The sequence below is a fragment of the Pseudomonas qingdaonensis genome (assembly GCF_018398475.1).
Lineage (GTDB): Bacteria > Pseudomonadota > Gammaproteobacteria > Pseudomonadales > Pseudomonadaceae > Aquipseudomonas > Aquipseudomonas palmensis.
This window is the reverse complement of the sequence record NZ_CP074676.1, coordinates 4,127,842-4,144,327: the sequence shown is the minus strand read 5'-3', so window position 1 is coordinate 4,144,327 and position 16,486 is coordinate 4,127,842. Positions and strand designations below refer to the sequence as shown.

Below are 16,486 nucleotides of genomic sequence, written 5' to 3'. Positions count from 1 at the left end.
CGGCCGCTTCAACGGATTTTCAGGGCGTGATCCAGTGATGGGCTCGCCCTTTTTTGTGCAAGTAACCTATGCAAAGCAGCAGTACTCTTTTTCCCGTTGCCCTGCTCAGTGCCGAGCGGCGCGGCGACCTCAGCGAAGATGTGTATCGGCTCAAGGCCGGCAACAGCCCCGACCGTACGGTCGAGCTGGCGCTGACACGCCTTGGTATGGCCGACCAGAGCGAGGTGCGCGGTGCCCCGGTCATCCTGTTGCATGGCAGCTTTTCCAACCGGCGCTTCTGGTTCTCGCCGCGCGGTATCGGCCTGGGCGCGACCCTGGCACGCGCCGGTTTCGACGTGTGGATACCGGAAATGCGCGGCCATGGGCTGTCACCCCGCAACCGCGACTACCGCCACAACCGTGTGGCGGACTATGCCCGTTACGATCTGCCGGCAATTGCCGCGTTCGTGTGCGAGGTGAGCGGGCGCACCCCGCACTGGCTTGGCCACTCGCTGGGCGGTACCACGCTGGCGGCAGCACTGGGCGGGGCTTACCTGGCCCAGGAGCAGGTCGCCAGTGCGGCCTTTTTCGGCACTCAGGTCAGCCGTACCTACTGGCCATTGAAAATCCCACTGGTGGAGTGGGGCGGGCGCCTGCTGCTCAAGCGCTTTGCACACCTGTCAGGTTCGCGGCTCAAGCGCGGGCCCGAAGATGAGCCCATCGGCCTGGCGCTGGAAAGCATGCGCTGGTTCGGCCTGTTCGGACGCTTTGGCGACAAGCAGAGCGACTGGTGGGCCGGGCTTGCCGAGGTGCGCGTGCCAGTGTTGGCGGTGGCTGGGGCCGGAGATCACCAGGACCCGGTGTGGGCCTGTCGCAAGTTGTTCGAGCAAATAGGCAGCGAGCACAAGCGTTTCGTGCGGCTGGGGCGCGAGGAAGGCTTCGACAATTTCGGTCATGTCGATATGCTGGTCAGCAAACCGGCCCAGGCCCAGGTGTGGCCGCTGGTGGAGCGCTGGCTGAGCGACCCGCAGGCCATGCTGGCCCCGGCCGAGACAGGTGACCCGCAGCCCGTCGGCGTGTAGCCTTGGTTAAACGCCGGTGCGCCGGCTTCGTCTTTTCAGTGAACGTGTGAAATCCGCTTTCCATTCAATTGGCCATCGACAGGAGTTTCCCATGCATTACCTTACCCCCGACTTGTGTGACGCCTACCCGGACCTGGTGCAGGTGCTGGAGCCGATGTTCAGCAACTTCGGCGGCCGCGATTCGTTCGGCGGTCAGATCGTCACCGTCAAGTGCTTCGAGGACAACTCGCTGGTAAAGGCGCAAGCCGACCTGGATGGCAAGGGCAAGGTGCTGGTGGTCGACGGCGGCGGTTCGCTGCGCCGGGCGCTGCTGGGTGACATGATTGCCGAGAAGGCCGCCAAGAATGGCTGGGAAGGGCTGGTGATCTACGGTTGCGTGCGTGACGTGGATGCGCTGGCGCAAACCAATCTGGGTGTGCAGGCGCTGGCCAGCCACCCGATGAAGACCGACAAGCGCGGCATTGGTGACCTGAATGTGGTGGTCACTTTCGCTGGTGTGACCTTCCGGCCGGGGGAGTACGTGTACGCTGACAACAACGGTGTCATCGTGTCGCCCAGCCCGTTGAAGATGCCCGAGTAATTTTCGCTGACGGTGCGTGGGGTAGGGATGTTCGAGGAAGAAAACGCGCAGTGGGGGCTGGTGCATGCCCTGGTACTCGATGGCAAGGGCGGTGCGCGTTCGATCGCTCGAACCGAACTGGACGATCTGCAGTTGCAGCCGGAGCAGAGCCTGTGGCTGCACTGGGATCGCAGCCACCCGCAAACCCAGACCTGGCTGCGCCATGACAGCGGCCTGAGCCCCTTCGCCTGTGACCTGCTGCTGGAGGAAAACACCCGGCCGCGCCTGGTGCCTTTACCGGATGCGCAGATGTTGCTGTTTCTGCGCGGGGTCAACCTCAACCCGGGCGCCGAACCCGAAGACATGGTGTCGGTGCGCATCTTCGCCCAGGCGCAGCGGGTGATTTCGCTGCGCCTGCGGCCGCTGCGCGCCACCGACGAGCTGCTTCAGCAACTGGACGAGGGGCGTGGCCCGACCACGGCCTCCGAGCTGTTGCTGAGCCTGGCCCAGTTGCTGACCGAAAAGGTCCAGGCGCTGGTGTCGGACCTGTCCGAAGTGGTGGATGAAGAGGAAGAAAAACTCGAATCCGACGAACGGTATACGCCTGAGCACGGCAGCCTGCAGCAGATGCGGCGGCGCGCCGCCGGCCTGCGTCGGTTCCTGGCGCCGCAGCGGGAAATCTATGCGCAGCTGGCGCGCAACAAATGGCCATGGTTCGCGCCGGACGATGCCGACTACTGGAACGAGCTCAACAACAGCCTGATCCGCTACCTCGAAGAGCTGGAACTGACCCGCGAGCGCGTGGCGCTGGTGCTTGAAAGCGAGGACCGGCGCCTGAGCGAACGCATGAACAAGACCATGTACCGCTTCGGAATCATCACCTGTATCTTCCTGCCCATGAGCTTTCTGACCGGCTTGCTGGGCATCAACGTGGGGGGCATTCCGGGTTCGGAAAACCCCTATGGCTTCCTTTATGCCAGCTTGCTGGTGCTCGTGCTGGCCCTGGGCCAATGGTGGCTGTTTCGCCGTCTTCGCTGGGTATAGGGGCACTTTTTTGAAATTTCCTACAACATTTGCGCAGATTGTTCATGTGACCCGCCCTATGAGCGTCTCGTCTTTGACAGACATTGCGCGAGGTGCCCATGCACGATCCGTTTGAAGAATCCCTGCGGGACCTGCTCAAGGCCTCGCCGTCCGGCAAAGACCGCGACGACGACGCCTGCCTGGGCCGGGTCCTCAAGACCGCCAACCGTCAGGTAGGCGCGGGCGATCTGTTCAGCCTGCTCGGCCGTTGGAGCCAGGCGCTGATGATCGCCGTGAACAATGGCTCGGCGCATGTCGCGCCGGTGCGTCGTAACGCTTCTGCCCGTAAAGCTGATAAGGCTGATTGATTATGGAACTTGATCTCTGGACCCAGAGCCTGGTGGCGGCGATGACCGCCTTGTGGACCAAAGTCGCCAACTTCATCCCCAACCTGTTTGGGGCGCTGGTGGTGGTGCTGCTGGGCTTTGTGGTTGCCAAGCTGCTCGATACCCTGTTGTCCAAGCTGCTGGCCAAGCTTGGCCTGGATCGCCTGATGGGCGGCACCGGCCTGACCAAGATGCTCAGCCGGGTGGGCATCCAGGTGCCGATCTCGACGCTGATCGGCAAGATCGTCTACTGGTTCGTGCTGCTGATCTTCCTGGTTTCGGCCGCCGAATCCCTGGGGCTTGAACGTGTTTCGGCGACCCTGGACATGCTGGCGCTGTACCTGCCCAAGGTGTTTGGCGGTGCGCTGGTGCTGCTGGCCGGTGTGCTGCTGGCCCAGATCGTCAACGGCCTGGTGCGCGGTGCCGCCGAGGGCATCGGCCTGGAATACGCCGCAGGGGTCGGGCGTATCGCCCAGGGCCTGGTCATCATCATCAGCATTTCGGTGGCCATCAGCCAGTTGGAGGTCAAGACCGACCTGCTCAACCACGTGATTGTCATCGGGTTGATTACCGTTGGTCTGGCAGTTGCGCTGGCCATGGGCCTGGGCAGCCGTGAAATCGCCGGGCAGATCCTGGCTGGAATTTACGTACGTGAGCTCTATCAGGTCGGCCAGCAGGTCCAGATTGGCGAGGTCGAGGGGCAGATCGAAGAGATCGGCACGGTCAAGACGACCGTGCTCACCGACGAGGGTGAACTGGTATCGCTGTCGAACCGGATCCTCCTGGAGCAGCGGGTCAGTAGCCGCTAACCGGGCAAATCCTGCTAATGTATGCCGCCGCAAAATCGCCCAGGCAGGGCGAGCGGCGACAATGACCTGACTGTCGGCCAGATTTGTTTTGAATAAAGTTCACTCGCTGCCCATGCGTTACGACCCCCGCGAGCTCACTGATGAGGAGTTGGTGGCGCGTTCGCATGAGGAGCTTTTTCATGTTACTCGCGCCTATGAAGAGCTCATGCGGCGCTACCAGCGGACCCTTTTTAACGTGTGTGCACGTTATCTGGGGAACGATCGGGATGCTGACGATGTCTGTCAGGAGGTGATGTTGAAGGTGCTGTACGGCCTGAAGAATTTCGAAGGCAAGTCGAAATTCAAGACCTGGCTCTACAGCATCACCTACAACGAATGCATCACCCAGTACCGCAAGGAGCGGCGCAAACGTCGTTTGATGGATGCGCTAAGTCTCGATCCGCTCGAGGAGGCCTCTGAAGAGAAGGCCCCCAAACCGGAAGAGAAAGGCGGGCTGGATAAATGGCTGGTTCATGTGAACCCGATCGACCGCGAAATCCTGGTGCTACGATTTGTCGCAGAGCTGGAGTTCCAGGAGATCGCCGACATCATGCACATGGGCCTGAGCGCCACGAAAATGCGCTACAAGCGTGCGCTCGACAAGCTACGCGAGAAATTTGCGGGCCTCACCGAAACTTAGTGAGTCGCAAATATCTCTAACGTATCGACAAGGTCTGCTAAACTTGTCGACGAGTTGTCCCCCGGGTTTGGTGGGACTACTTAACAATCACCAGATGGGGATTTAACGGATGAAATTGAAAAACACCTTGGGCTTGGCCATTGGTTCTTTTGTTGCCGCAACTTCCTTCGGCGCTCTGGCACAAGGCCAAGGCGCAGTCGAAATTGAAGGCAACGTCACCAAGCAGTACTACGACAGCGAGCGTAACTTCAAGAACGACGGCACCAATCCTGGTGTTCGCCTCGGTTACTTCCTGACCGACGACGTGTCCTTGGACCTGGGCTACAACGAGACTCACAACGCTCGTGGCGACGTGTTCAACAAGGACATCAAAGGTTCCAAGGCCAAGCTGGACGCCACCTACCACCTGGGTACCGTTGGTGACGCAATCCGTCCTTACGTATCGGCTGGTTTCGCTCACGAGAGCCTGGGCCAAGCTACCCGTAACGGTCGCGATCACTCCACCTTCGCCAACCTGGGCGCTGGCGCCAAGTGGTACATCACCGACAACCTGTTCGCCCGTGCTGGCGTTGAAGCGATGTACAACATCGACAACGGCAACACCGAGTGGGGCCCATCCCTGGGTCTGGGTCTGAACTTCGGTGGTAGCGGTGGCAAGGTTGCACCGACTCCTGCGCCAGCTCCAGTAGCTGAAGTCTGCTCCGACAGCGACAACGATGGCGTGTGCGACAACGTCGACAAGTGCCCTGACACCCCAGCCAACGTCACCGTTGACGCTGATGGCTGCCCGGCTGTTGCTGAAGTCGTTCGTGTAGAGCTGGACGTCAAGTTCGACTTCGACAAGTCGGTCGTCAAGCCAAACAGCTACGGCGACATCAAGAACCTGGCTGACTTCATGAAGCAGTACCCATCCACCACCACCACTGTTGAAGGTCACACTGACTCCGTCGGTCCTGACGCTTACAACCAGAAGCTGTCCGAGCGTCGTGCAAACGCCGTGAAGCAGGTTCTGACCAACCAGTACGGTGTTGAGTCGAACCGCGTTGAATCGGTTGGCTACGGTGAGACCCGTCCGGTAGCTGACAACGCCACCGAAGCTGGTCGCGCTGTCAACCGTCGCGTTGAAGCTCAAGTAGAAGCCCAAGCCAAGTAATTGGTCTGACGCTTGAGAAAAGCCCGGCTCCGGCCGGGCTTTTCTTTGCCTGCGATTTGATCGGGCGGTGGGTGCAAGGCGTACGCGGGCCTGTCTTCGTGGCGGCTGCACCGCTATAATCGCTGCCTTCCCACACCTCGAGCTAAGCCTGCCCATGTATACCCTGGCCCGCCAGCTGCTGTTCAAACTGTCCCCGGAAACCTCCCACGACCTGTCGCTGGACCTGATCGGTGCAGGTGGGCGCCTGGGCCTCAACGGGCTGTTGACCAAGGCGCCGGCGCAGTTGCCGGTAACCGTCATGGGCTTGCAGTTCGCCAACCCGGTCGGGCTGGCAGCGGGGCTGGACAAGAACGGTGCCGCCATCGACGGCTTCGCTCAACTGGGCTTCGGTTTCGTCGAGATCGGCACCGTGACCCCGCGCCCGCAGCCAGGCAATCCCAAGCCGCGGCTGTTCCGCCTGCCTGAAGCCGAGGCGATCATCAACCGCATGGGCTTCAACAACCTGGGCGTCGACCATCTGCTCGAGCGTGTGCGTGCGGCCAATTACCATGGCGTGCTGGGCATCAATATCGGCAAGAACTTCGATACCCCGGTGGAGCGGGCAGTGGACGATTACCTGATCTGCCTGGAGAAGGTCTACGGTCACGCCAGCTACGTCACCGTCAACGTCAGTTCGCCCAACACCCCGGGCCTGCGCAGCCTGCAGTTTGGCGATTCGCTCAAGCAACTGCTCCAGGCCCTGGCCGAGCGCCGTGAGGCGTTGGCCCTGACCCATGCCAAGCGCGTACCACTGGCCATCAAGATTGCCCCGGACATGAGCGATGAGGAAACCGCACAGGTGGCGTCGGCTTTGCTGGCCACTGGCATGGACGCAGTGATCGCGACCAACACCACCCTCAGCCGCGAAGGCGTGGAAGGCCTGGCGCATGCTGACGAGGCCGGTGGGCTGTCGGGCGCCCCGGTACGCGACAAGAGTACCCACACGGTGCGCATGCTGGCCGCCGAACTGGGTGGCAAGCTGCCGATCATCGCAGCAGGCGGTATCACCGAAGGCAAGCACGCCGCCGAGAAGATCGCTGCCGGTGCAAGCCTTGTGCAGATCTACTCCGGGTTCATCTACAAGGGGCCTGCGCTGATTCGCGAGTCGGTGGACGCCATCGCCGCCATGGGGCCACGCTGAGCGGGCAGAAAAAAGGGCCCCTCAAAAGGGGCCCCTGGGCCGCAGCCCGCCGCTCGGATAGAGCGTGCATGGTGACTAGAATTCAGATCCTCGTTCAGCCAACGGCGTGAAGTTCGTTGAGTCTATGGATACCCGCAGTGCCGGTCATACCGTCCCAGTTGTCGCCACGTCCCTCGCGCCAGCCGTTGACCCAGGCTTGGCGTACTGACGGTAGAGTAAAAGGGCAAAGCTCGCGGGATTTGCCGGTGACCCCATATTGGTAGCCACGTAAAAATGCTCTTTCCAACGGATCACGCTTAAGTCTTCTCATAGGGTGTTGCCCTCACTTGTTGACTGTAATGTCCCGTCGGCCTCGGCTGAGGCCGGGCAGAGTCGTTCTGCCGGTTATGCGCTCGCTGCCGGCGTGGCGAGCTGGAAGTGTTGCCCCGTTGCAGGACAACCTGATACGAGTTCTAACCAATGCAGGTCACAGTGTGAATGATCGTTTTGTCATAAGGACGTAACCTTTCCAAGGGTCAGGGGATAAGTAAAAAATTGCTTCAGCGGCGAAATGAAGGCAAAGCCAGCTATGATCAGGCTTTGCTCATGGCTCAGGTCAGAACGCCATCGTTGAGAATCACTTCCAACGCAGGGGCTCAAAACGACGAAGGGTCATAAAAAGTCGCAGTTTTACTAGAATTTTTCATTCTGCCGGACGATCAAAGCCTTTTTACCCTGGGGTAAATGGCCGTTGTCCGGCGGCCCGGCGCCATGTCAGCGCCATTCGAACGCCTGCTGGAAGGCGTTCGATCAAACAGCGAAGGGGCGATGCGCTTGCCTTTTCACCTATTGCTCAAGGCTTGGATTACTCATGTCGGACCGTTTCGAACTCTATCTCACCTGCCCCAAGGGCCTGGAAGGCCTGCTTGCCGAAGAAGCCCGTGGGCTGGGCCTGGAGGATGTGCGAGAGCACACCTCGGCCATTCGCGGCGAAGCCGACATGGAAACCGCCTATCGCCTGTGCCTCTGGTCGCGTCTGGGCAACCGCGTACTGCTGGTGCTCAAGCGCTTCAACATGAAGAACGCCGATGACCTGTATGACGGGGTCAACGCCGTCGACTGGCAGGATCACCTGGAAGCCACTGGCAGCCTGGCTGTGGAGTTCAGCGGGCACGGCTCGGGCATCGACAACACCCACTTCGGCGCGCTCAAGGTCAAGGATGCCATCGTCGACAAGCTGCGCAACGCGGCGGGCGAGCGGCCTTCGGTAGACAAGCTCAACCCCGATCTGCGTGTGCACCTGCGCCTGGAACGCGGCGAGGCGATTCTGTCCCTGGACCTGTCCGGCCACAGCCTGCACCAGCGAGGCTACCGTCTGCAGCAGGGGGCTGCGCCACTGAAGGAAAACCTTGCCGCTGCCGTGCTGATCCGTGCCGGCTGGCCGCGTATTGCTGCCCAGGGCGGCGCGCTGGCCGACCCGATGTGCGGTGTGGGTACCTTCCTGGTGGAGGCGGCGATGATTGCCGCCGATATCGCGCCGAACCTGCGCCGCGAGCGCTGGGGCTTCAGCGCCTGGCTGGGTCACGTGCCGGCGCTGTGGCGCAAGCTGCACGACGAGGCCAAGGCGCGCGCCGAAGCCGGGCTGGCACGTCCGCCGCTGTGGATCCGCGGCTACGAGGCCGATCCGCGGCTGATCCAGCCAGGGCGCAACAACGTCGAGCGTGCGGGCCTGAGCGACTGGATCAAGATCTACCAGGGCGAAGTGGGCAGCTTCGAGCCGCGTCCCGACCAGAACCAGAAGGGCCTGGTAATCTGCAACCCGCCCTACGGTGAGCGTCTGGGTGATGAAGCCAGCCTGCTGTATCTCTACCAGAACCTGGGCGAACGCCTGCGCCAGGCCTGCCTGAACTGGGAGGCGGCGGTATTCACCGGCGCGCCCGATCTGGGCAAGCGCATGGGTATTCGCAGCCACAAGCAGTACGCCTTCTGGAACGGCGCGCTGCCGTGCAAGCTGCTGCTGATCAGGGTGCAGCCCGATCAGTTCGTCACCGGCGAGCGTCGTCAGCCAGAGCGCGAGCGGGGCAGCGAGCCGAGCGAGCCCGTGGTTTCAGTCGCCAGCGAGCCGGCGCGTCTGAGCGAAGGCGGGCAGATGTTCGCCAACCGCCTGCAGAAGAACCTCAAGCAGCTGGGCAAGTGGGCCAAGCGCGAGAGCGTCACCTGCTATCGCGTCTACGATGCCGACATGCCGGAATACGCGCTGGCCATCGACCTCTACCATGACTGGGTGCATGTTCAGGAGTACGCCGCGCCGCGTTCGATCGACCCGGAAAAAGCCCAGGCGCGTCTGTTCGATGCCCTGGCGGCGATCCCCCAGGCGCTGAACATCGACCAGAGCCGCGTGGTGATCAAGCGGCGCGAGCGGCAATCCGGCACCAAGCAGTACGAGCGCCAGAGCAGCCAGGGTCAGTTCACCGAGGTGAGCGAAGGCGGCGTCAAGCTGCTGGTCAACCTGACCGACTACCTCGATACCGGGCTGTTCCTCGACCATCGCCCGATGCGCATGCGCATCCAGCGCGAGGCGGCCGGCAAACGCTTCCTCAACCTGTTCTGCTATACCGCCACGGCCAGCGTGCATGCGGCCAAGGGTGGCGCGCGCAGCACCACCAGTGTCGACCTGTCGAAAACCTACCTGGATTGGGCGCGGCGCAACTTCTCGCTCAACGGCTTTTCGGACAAGAACCGCCTGGAGCAGGGCGACGTGATGGCGTGGCTGCAGGCCTGCCGCGAGGAGTACGAGCTGATCTTCATCGACCCGCCGACCTTCTCCAACTCCAAGCGCATGGAAGGGGTGTTCGACGTGCAGCGTGACCATGTGGAGCTACTTGACCTGGCCGTTGCGCGCCTGGCACCGGGTGGCGTGCTGTATTTCTCCAACAACTTCCGCAAGTTCCAGCTCGACGAACACCTGCAGGAGCGTTACGCGGTCGAGGAGATCACCGCCCAGACCCTGGACCCGGACTTCGCGCGCAACAGCAAGATCCACCGCGCATGGCGCATCCAGGCGCGCTGATGGCGCGCAGGATGTGATCAGGCGTGTGGGGGGTGGCTACCTTGCAGCCACCGCCTACATGCCCGGGTGGAGCCCTGAGCCCGGCTCAGGGTTGCAGCGCTGCGGTACTGCTGTTGAGCTTTGGCTGGCGGTACAGGTCCAGCAGCACCTGGTCGAGCACTGCCGAGGCGCCCCAGGGTTTTGGGTCGTTGAGAATTGCCACCACCGCCCAGGTGTTGCCGTTGCTGTCGCGGCTGAAGCCGGCGATGGCACGCACCGTATTCAGGGTGCCGGTCTTGATGTGTGCTTCACCGGTCATGGCGGTGCGCTTGAGGCGCTTGCGCATGGTGCCGTCCATGCCGGTCAGCGGCATCGAACTGATGAATTCGGCAGCGTAGGGGCTCTTCCAGGCTGCCTGCAGCAGGGTGGCCATTTCCCTGGCGCTGACACGCTCGGCACGCGACAGCCCTGAACCGTTCTCCATGACCAGATGCGGCGCGGTGATGCCTTTCTTCGCCAGCCACTGGCGCACCACGCGCTGTGCGGCACGGGCATCGTCGCCGTCGGCATCGGTGCGGTACTGCGCGCCCAGGCTCAGGAACAGTTGCTGGGCCATGGTGTTGTTGCTGTATTTGTTGATGTCGCGGATCACCTCCACCAGGTCCGGGGAGAATGCGCGGGCCAGCAGGCGTGCACTCTTGGGAACTTCGGCAACCCGGTCAGCCCCCATGATGCGCCCGCCCAGTTCGTTCCAGATGGCACGTACCGCGCCGGCGGCGTAGGTCTGGTGGTCGAGCAGTGCCAGGTAGGTCTGGGAGTTGCAACCGTCAGCCAACTGGCCGCTGACCACCACGCTGACGCCGTCGGCCTGGGTCACCGGGTTGTAGCGCACTTCGCCCTTGCACTGGTTGCCCGGTACCGCCTTGACCTGGTTGTCGATGCGGATGCTGGCGATGGGCGGCTCTACCGATACCAGGACCTTGCCGCCATCGTTGCGTGCCACGAAGCGCAAGGCCTTGAGGTTGACCAGCAGGGAGTCGGGCTTGACCAGGAACGGTTTGTTTTCATCGCCGCCGTCGTCGTTGAACTGGGGAAGCTGGGGCTGCACGAAGTGGCTGCGGTCCAGCACCAGGTCGCCATTGATGGTCTGTACGCCGTTGGCGCGCAGGTCGCGCATCAGCAGCCAGAGTTTTTCCATGTTCAGCTTGGGGTCGCCGCCGCCCTTGAGGTACAGGTTGCCGTTGAGGGTGCCGTTGCTCAGGGTGCCGTCGGTGTAGAACTCGGTTTTCCACTGGTGGGTCGGGCCGAGCATTTCCAGCGCGGCATAAGTGGTGACCAGTTTCATGGTCGAGGCCGGGTTGACCGACACATCGGCGTTGAACACCGTGGGTGTGCCCGGACCATTGAGCGGCAGCATCACCAGCGACAGCGCGGAGCCGTCGAGCTTGTTGGTCTTGAGGGCCTGTTGCACCTTGGGCGAAAGGGTGGTGTTGACGGGGGCGGCGTGGGCCGGCATGGCCAGTGGCAGCAGCAGGCCGGCGAACAGCAGTGAACGTAGAGATGTGGTCATTTGCACTGAAACCCTGCAGGCGAGGGGTGAAAAAAACCAGAGCGCAATAGGGTGACGGCCCCGGTATGGAAAAATATAGCGCGCATTATGCACCACGCATGCTGCCCATGTGCCTAACAATGCCTGTCAGTGCGGCGATTTTTCGGGTTTTATTCAGGCAGTTTCGCGGTGGAACTGGTAAAGTGCCGCGCGTTATTACTTAAGAGGATTGTTTCATGGCGACCAACCGTTCCCGCCGTCTGCGTAAAAAACTGTGTGTAGACGAGTTCCAGGAGCTGGGTTTCGAACTGAACCTGGAGTTCAAGGAAGACCTGTCCGACGAAGCCATTGACGCTTTCCTCGACGCCTTCCTGGATGAAGCCATGGATGCCAACGGCCTGGACTACGTCGGCGGCGACGACTTCGGTCTGGTCTGCAAGGCAGATCGTGGCTCGGTCACCGAAGAGCAGCGTGCTGCAGTGCAGGCATGGCTCAAAGGCCGCAGCGAGCTGACCAAGATCGAAGTCAGCCCGTTGCTGGATGCCTGGTATCCGGAAAAGCCGGTCAACCCGGCTAGCTGATACCTCGTCAAAGCGGCAGCCCTGGTGGCTGCCGCTTGCGTTCTACCCCTGCATCGGCCCCGTTCCCGTGGGCTGCGACAGCGCCTCCAGCGTATCGCGCAACGCCTGATCCACCTCGTTCATTGCCCTTAGTACCTGCCGTTTGCGTCGCCTGAGCACAGGTTCTGGCGCAGCGTCCTCGCACGCCGCTTCCAGCCGTTCGCAGGCCAGCATCAGTGCCTCGGACTGCACCATGCGCGCCACCCCCAGCACCTTGTGTGCAGCGTCCCTGAGTATTGCCGGCGAGCCGCGAGTATCGGCGTCGAGCAGCTGCTGACGGTCGATCGGGGCGCAACTGAGCAACTGTTCGAGCAGGCGGCGCAGTTCGCCTGGGTCGTTGCCGATGATCGGCCCCAGCCCCATCAGGTCGATCAGGGGCATGTCACCACGGGCGCGGCCTGCCGACAGGGGAGCGTCGTTCAGGCGCTGGCTGAGTTCATGCAGGGTGATGGGTTTGAGCAGGCAGTCGTTCATGCCCGCGGCGTGGCAGCGATCACGCACTTCAGGTTGGGTGTTGGCGGTGTAGGCCAGGATGGTGCAGGGCGCGCGCCCGAGTATGCGCTCTTCCTCGCGTACGGCCTGGGCCAACTGGTAGCCGTCCATCTGCGGCATGTTGCAGTCCACGATCAACACGTCGAAAGGCTCCAGGCGCCATGCCTGCAGCGCACTCAGGCCGCTGTCGGCATTGGTGTGCTGCACGCCGAGAAAGTCCAGCTGCTGGCCCATCAGCAGCAGGTTGGCCGGGTGGTCGTCGACCACCAGCACCTTCACCGCCGGCGCCGGCAAGGTCGGCTGGGGCACGGGGTCGGCGAGCTTCTCGCAGGCTGCCAGCCCCGTCAGCGGCATGCTGATCTTCACCTCGGTCCCGGTGCCCGGTTCGCTGTGCAGCGTCAGCTGGCCGCCCATCATGGCGCACAGGCTGCGGCTGATGACCAGGCCCAGGCCGGTGCCGCTGCGTGCCAGCGGGCTGTCGGGGGCGACCTGGGCGAAGGGCTGGAACAGGTACTGCTGGTCGGTCGCGCTGATGCCGATACCGCTGTCGCTGACCGAGAGCAGCAGTTGCAGGGTATCGGGCCCGGCCCCCGGTTGCAGGGCCAGGTCCACGCGTACCTGGCCCTGGTCGGTGAACTTGATCGCGTTGCTGACCAGGTTCGAGAGGATCTGCTTGAAGCGCAGCGGGTCGAGCAGCACGTCGCGGCAGGCGCTCTCGTCGATGACCAGGCTCAGGCTGAGGTCCTTCTGCCGGGCCAGGGCCTCGAACACCCGACCCACCGACTCCACCAGCTCACCCAGGTTGACGCGCTGGGGGCTCAGGCTCATGTGGCCGGACTCGATACGCGCGATGTCGAGGATATCGCCGATCAGCGACAGCAGGTCCCTGGCCGAGCTGTAGGCCACCTCGATGGCGGGACGGTCGAGGTGCCCGGCATCGGCGCGCTTGAGTGCCAGCTCGAGCATGCCGATCACCGCGTTCATGGGGGTACGGATCTCGTGGCTCATGGTGGCCAGGAACTTGCTTTTTGCACGGTTGGCATTGTCGGCCTGCTCCTTGGCCTGGCGCAGTTCCTGGATCAGCTGGCGGCGGTCGCTGATGTCCAGCCAGCCGCCGATGATGCCCTGTACCTCGCCCAGCGAGTCGCGGTACGGCAGTACCCAGTGGTAGATGGTCAGCTCGCGGTTCTTCAGCATCATGGGGCGGTCGACGATCAATGGCAGGCCTTCGTTCATCACCTGCTGGTAGTCCGCCTGAAACTGACTGGCATTGTCGGCATCGGTGAGCGGCGCATCGTGGATGGACTTGCCCAGTACCTCTTCGGCGCGCGCCTCAACGGCCTGCAGGTAGCTGTCGTTGCAGCTCTTGAGCAGGCCTTGGCGGTCACGCACGTAGATCGGGTGCGGCGTGCCGTTGACCAGCGCCCGCATGAACTCGAGCTGGTCGCCCAGTGCGCGCTCGATCTGCTCGCGCTTCTTGATCTGGCGACGCATCCAGCCGTTCCAGGCCAGCGACAGGATCAGCAGCAGGCCAGTGCCCAGCACCAGTTGAATGATGAAGCGCTGGTGGCTTTGCCAGTAGGAGCTGGGTTCGCCGCTGAAATCGCGCCAGCGGCCATTGATTGCGCCCAGCTCCTGGGGCGGGATGCTAAGCAGGGCCTTGTCGAGGATGGAGGTCAGTTCGTCGGCGCCCTGGGCGGTGGCCATGGAGTAGGTCGCCGGCTCGTCGCCGATGTTGGCGCGGATGATCAGATGCTTTTGGGTGGTGAGCCTGAAATTGGCATTGATCAGCGCGGTGACCATGCCGTCGACCTGGTGACGCGACAGCAGTTCGGCGGAGACTGCGGGGCTTTCCGTTTCAACCAGCTCGATGCCGCCATGGCGAATGCGCAGCCCGTCGTTGAGCGTACTGCCGCGGGTCACGGCCAGGCGCTTGCCATACAGCTGGCGCAGCGAGGCAGGTTCGTCCTCGCCCTTGCGCGTGACCAGCACGTAGGCGTTCTCCAGGTAGGGCCGGCTGATGTTCAGGGTGGCTTCGCGCTGTGTGCTGGGCGTGATGGTGGCGATGACGTCGGCGCGACCCTGGTGCAACTGGTCGATCATGTCGCTGATGCCGGCGCTGCGATGGATCTCGAAACGCAGGCCGGTGCGCAGACGGATCAGCTCGAGCAGGTCGGCAACGATACCTCGCAGGTTGTTGGCACTGTCGTAGAACGACAGCGGCGCGGCGTTTTCGTCCACCACCACGCGCACCACCGGGTGTGCCGCCAGCCAGCGTTGTTCGCGTGGGGATAGTTGCAGCTTGCGATCAGTCAGCAGCATGCCGTCGCCGATGCTCCAGCGCTGGAAGATACTGGTGCGCATGGCGCTGGTGACCGCATCCAGGGTGGTATTGACCAGCTCGAGCAGCAGCGGGTTGTCGGCGCGCAGGGCGAAGCTGAAGCCCACAGGCTCGTGTTTGCCGAAGTTCACCATCTTGAGGTTTTTCAGGTAGCCCTGGTTGATCTGGTAATAGGTCGACAAGGCGTCCCCCAGGAACACGTCGGCCTGTTCGAAGGCCACCGCGTTGAGGGCATTGTGGTAGGAGCTGTAGGTCTGCACCGTGGCGTTGGGGTAGGTGGCGCGAACCTCGCTCAATGGCAGGTAATGGGCAACCACGCTCAGGCGCAGCCCCTTGAGGCCGTTGTCCAGTGCCCGGGTTTCATTTTCGCGGGTGACCAGCACCGGCAGGTCTTCGGCATAGGGGCGCGACAGGGCCACCTCGGGGAGGGCGGCATCGTAGCCATTGGCACTTCCCAGCAGGTCGATGTGCCCGTCTATCAGGGCTTGCAGGGCCTTGTCGCGGTTGGCGAAGCGCTTGACCCGAATGGGCCGGTTCAAGGTATTGCCGATCAGGCCGGCGTAGTCGGCGGTCAGGCCCTCGTAATCGCGGCCACTGGCGGTGATGTCGAACGGCGCGTAGTCCGGTGCCGAAGTGCCCAGTACCAGCACGTCATGCTTGTCGAGCCAGTCGGCCTGGGCCGGTGTGGGGGTTACAGCCATGGCCGCCAGGCCGCTGCGGCTGAGCAGCTCGTAGCTGCGCTCGCCGGGTTCGTTGGCGCAGAGCGAAGGGGCGAGACAGGCCCCGGCGAACAGCAGGCAGAACAACAGAAGACGTTTGGCCATGCTCGCACTCATACCAGCGCGTTGCGTTTGGCCATCTCGATCAGTTCCACCAGCGAGTTGGCCTTGAGTTTCTGCATCAGGCGTTTTTTATAGGTGCTCACGGTTTTATTGCTGAGAAACATGCCGGACGCAATTTCCTTGTTGCTCTTGCCCTGGGCAAACAGTTGCAGAACCATCAGTTCGCGATCATTGACGGTCTTGAACAGTTCCATCTCGCTGTCGCCGCTGTCCTGATGGCGAAGTGGGTTTATTGCCTGGCTGGGGAAATAGTTGTAACCGGAAAGTACCGCCTTGATGGCACTGAGCAACTCGCTGAGGTCCTCCTGCTTGCATACATAACCGCAGGCCCCCGACAACATGCAGCGTGTTGCAAACAGTACGGGTGATTGCGCAGTCAGCACCAGAACCTTCATCGGCACGGCCATGCTGTTGAAGCGTGACAGCACTTCCAGGCCATCCAGCTTGGGGATGCCGATGTCGAGGATGATCAGGTCGGGCACGGTTTCGCGGGTCATCTGCATGGCGTCCACGCCATTGTCGGATTCGCCGGTGACCCGATAACCCTCGTTCTCCAGCAACATACGTACAGCCAGGCGAATGACGGGATGATCGTCGACAATAAATACGGAGTGCATAATCACCTTCCAGGTAGGGGCCATAAAGAAGCCGCACCATAGCCCAGTTGGAAGGCGTGCACGTAAATAGAGTTGCGCTCAAACTTAATATGGGAAAATTCCTACAATAAGTTGGGCGCAAGGCTACAAATAGTTGATTTTCAAGCG

14 protein-coding genes are annotated in these 16,486 nt (G+C 62.3%); 10 read left to right on the top strand and 4 right to left on the bottom strand.

All coding sequences use genetic code 11. The features are described from left to right. The first annotated feature begins 68 nt into the window (after positions 1-68). The 8 genes from KH389_RS18815 to KH389_RS18780 all read left to right on the top strand — a co-directional run bounded on the left by KH389_RS18815 (position 69) and on the right by KH389_RS18780 (position 6,850). Positions 69-1,061, top strand: a complete 993-nt coding sequence (locus KH389_RS18815; protein WP_213606020.1) for an alpha/beta fold hydrolase — start codon at positions 69-71, stop codon at positions 1,059-1,061. 91 nt (positions 1,062-1,152) lie between these two features. Then, positions 1,153-1,641, top strand: coding sequence for a ribonuclease E activity regulator RraA (gene rraA, locus KH389_RS18810; RefSeq protein ID WP_043864612.1), 489 nt, complete (start codon positions 1,153-1,155; stop codon positions 1,639-1,641). A gap of 27 nt (positions 1,642-1,668) precedes the next feature. Further along, complete coding sequence (locus KH389_RS18805) at positions 1,669-2,664, top strand: zinc transporter ZntB (RefSeq protein ID WP_043864611.1); 996 nt, start codon at positions 1,669-1,671, stop codon at positions 2,662-2,664. Positions 2,665-2,762: 98 nt separating this feature from the next. Further along, positions 2,763-3,011 (top strand): hypothetical protein, encoded by a 249-nt coding sequence (locus KH389_RS18800; protein WP_043864610.1) that lies wholly within the window; start codon positions 2,763-2,765, stop codon positions 3,009-3,011. Positions 3,012-3,013: 2 nt separating this feature from the next. Beyond that, positions 3,014-3,838 carry a mechanosensitive ion channel family protein gene (locus tag KH389_RS18795; RefSeq protein WP_043864609.1) on the top strand — a complete coding sequence of 275 codons (825 nt, stop codon included), beginning with the start codon at positions 3,014-3,016 and terminating at the stop codon, positions 3,836-3,838. Between the two features lie 112 nt (positions 3,839-3,950). Beyond that, positions 3,951-4,517 (top strand): RNA polymerase sigma factor SigX, encoded by a 567-nt coding sequence (sigX, locus tag KH389_RS18790; RefSeq protein WP_010223317.1) that lies wholly within the window; start codon positions 3,951-3,953, stop codon positions 4,515-4,517. A gap of 109 nt (positions 4,518-4,626) precedes the next feature. Next, the gene (locus KH389_RS18785) at positions 4,627-5,670 is read left to right on the top strand and encodes an OmpA family protein (protein WP_043864608.1); all 1,044 of its coding nucleotides are present in this window, start codon (positions 4,627-4,629) and stop codon (positions 5,668-5,670) included. A gap of 154 nt (positions 5,671-5,824) precedes the next feature. Continuing rightward, positions 5,825-6,850 (top strand): quinone-dependent dihydroorotate dehydrogenase, encoded by a 1,026-nt coding sequence (locus tag KH389_RS18780; RefSeq protein ID WP_043864607.1) that lies wholly within the window; start codon positions 5,825-5,827, stop codon positions 6,848-6,850. Between the two features lie 94 nt (positions 6,851-6,944). Here the strand turns inward: KH389_RS18780 and rmf are convergent, their stop codons facing one another. Beyond that, on the bottom strand, positions 6,945-7,160 hold the full coding sequence (gene rmf / locus KH389_RS18775; RefSeq protein WP_078479587.1) for a ribosome modulation factor: 216 nt from the start codon (positions 7,158-7,160) through the stop codon (positions 6,945-6,947). A 540-nt stretch (positions 7,161-7,700) separates the two neighbouring features. Between rmf and rlmKL the strand changes: the two genes are divergently transcribed. After that, a complete protein-coding gene (gene rlmKL, locus KH389_RS18770) occupies positions 7,701-9,899 on the top strand; it encodes a bifunctional 23S rRNA (guanine(2069)-N(7))-methyltransferase RlmK/23S rRNA (guanine(2445)-N(2))-methyltransferase RlmL (protein ID WP_213606019.1) in 2,199 nt (732 codons plus the stop codon). A gap of 85 nt (positions 9,900-9,984) precedes the next feature. On the opposite strand, the gene dacB is transcribed toward rlmKL, so the two are convergent. After that, entirely contained in the window at positions 9,985-11,448 is a 1,464-nt protein-coding gene (dacB, locus tag KH389_RS18765; RefSeq protein ID WP_043864605.1) for a D-alanyl-D-alanine carboxypeptidase/D-alanyl-D-alanine endopeptidase, read from the bottom strand. Positions 11,449-11,663: 215 nt separating this feature from the next. On the opposite strand from dacB, the gene KH389_RS18760 reads away from it, so the two are divergent. Next, on the top strand, positions 11,664-12,008 hold the full coding sequence (locus KH389_RS18760; RefSeq protein WP_043864604.1) for a YggL family protein: 345 nt from the start codon (positions 11,664-11,666) through the stop codon (positions 12,006-12,008). A 42-nt stretch (positions 12,009-12,050) separates the two neighbouring features. Here the strand turns inward: KH389_RS18760 and KH389_RS18755 are convergent, their stop codons facing one another. Both KH389_RS18755 and KH389_RS18750 read right to left on the bottom strand, forming a co-directional pair. After that, entirely contained in the window at positions 12,051-15,704 is a 3,654-nt protein-coding gene (locus KH389_RS18755) for a transporter substrate-binding domain-containing protein (RefSeq protein WP_213606018.1), read from the bottom strand. Between the two features lie 8 nt (positions 15,705-15,712). Continuing rightward, positions 15,713-16,339 carry a response regulator transcription factor gene (locus KH389_RS18750; protein ID WP_043864602.1) on the bottom strand — a complete coding sequence of 209 codons (627 nt, stop codon included), beginning with the start codon at positions 16,337-16,339 and terminating at the stop codon, positions 15,713-15,715. Between the last annotated feature and the right edge of the window lie 147 nt (positions 16,340-16,486).

Coding starts and splice junctions, on each gene's coding strand:
- rmf (WP_078479587.1), bottom strand. CDS start 7,160: ATGAGAAGACTTAAGCGTGATCCGTTGGAAAGAGCATTTTTACGTGGC.
- KH389_RS18795 (WP_043864609.1), top strand. CDS start 3,014: ATGGAACTTGATCTCTGGACCCAGAGCCTGGTGGCGGCGATGACCGCC.
- KH389_RS18755 (WP_213606018.1), bottom strand. CDS start 15,704: ATGGCCAAACGTCTTCTGTTGTTCTGCCTGCTGTTCGCCGGGGCCTGT.
- sigX (WP_010223317.1), top strand. CDS start 3,951: ATGCGTTACGACCCCCGCGAGCTCACTGATGAGGAGTTGGTGGCGCGT.
- rraA (WP_043864612.1), top strand. CDS start 1,153: ATGCATTACCTTACCCCCGACTTGTGTGACGCCTACCCGGACCTGGTG.
- KH389_RS18815 (WP_213606020.1), top strand. CDS start 69: ATGCAAAGCAGCAGTACTCTTTTTCCCGTTGCCCTGCTCAGTGCCGAG.
- KH389_RS18805 (WP_043864611.1), top strand. CDS start 1,669: ATGTTCGAGGAAGAAAACGCGCAGTGGGGGCTGGTGCATGCCCTGGTA.
- dacB (WP_043864605.1), bottom strand. CDS start 11,448: ATGACCACATCTCTACGTTCACTGCTGTTCGCCGGCCTGCTGCTGCCA.
- rlmKL (WP_213606019.1), top strand. CDS start 7,701: ATGTCGGACCGTTTCGAACTCTATCTCACCTGCCCCAAGGGCCTGGAA.
- KH389_RS18780 (WP_043864607.1), top strand. CDS start 5,825: ATGTATACCCTGGCCCGCCAGCTGCTGTTCAAACTGTCCCCGGAAACC.
- KH389_RS18800 (WP_043864610.1), top strand. CDS start 2,763: ATGCACGATCCGTTTGAAGAATCCCTGCGGGACCTGCTCAAGGCCTCG.
- KH389_RS18785 (WP_043864608.1), top strand. CDS start 4,627: ATGAAATTGAAAAACACCTTGGGCTTGGCCATTGGTTCTTTTGTTGCC.
- KH389_RS18750 (WP_043864602.1), bottom strand. CDS start 16,339: ATGCACTCCGTATTTATTGTCGACGATCATCCCGTCATTCGCCTGGCT.
- KH389_RS18760 (WP_043864604.1), top strand. CDS start 11,664: ATGGCGACCAACCGTTCCCGCCGTCTGCGTAAAAAACTGTGTGTAGAC.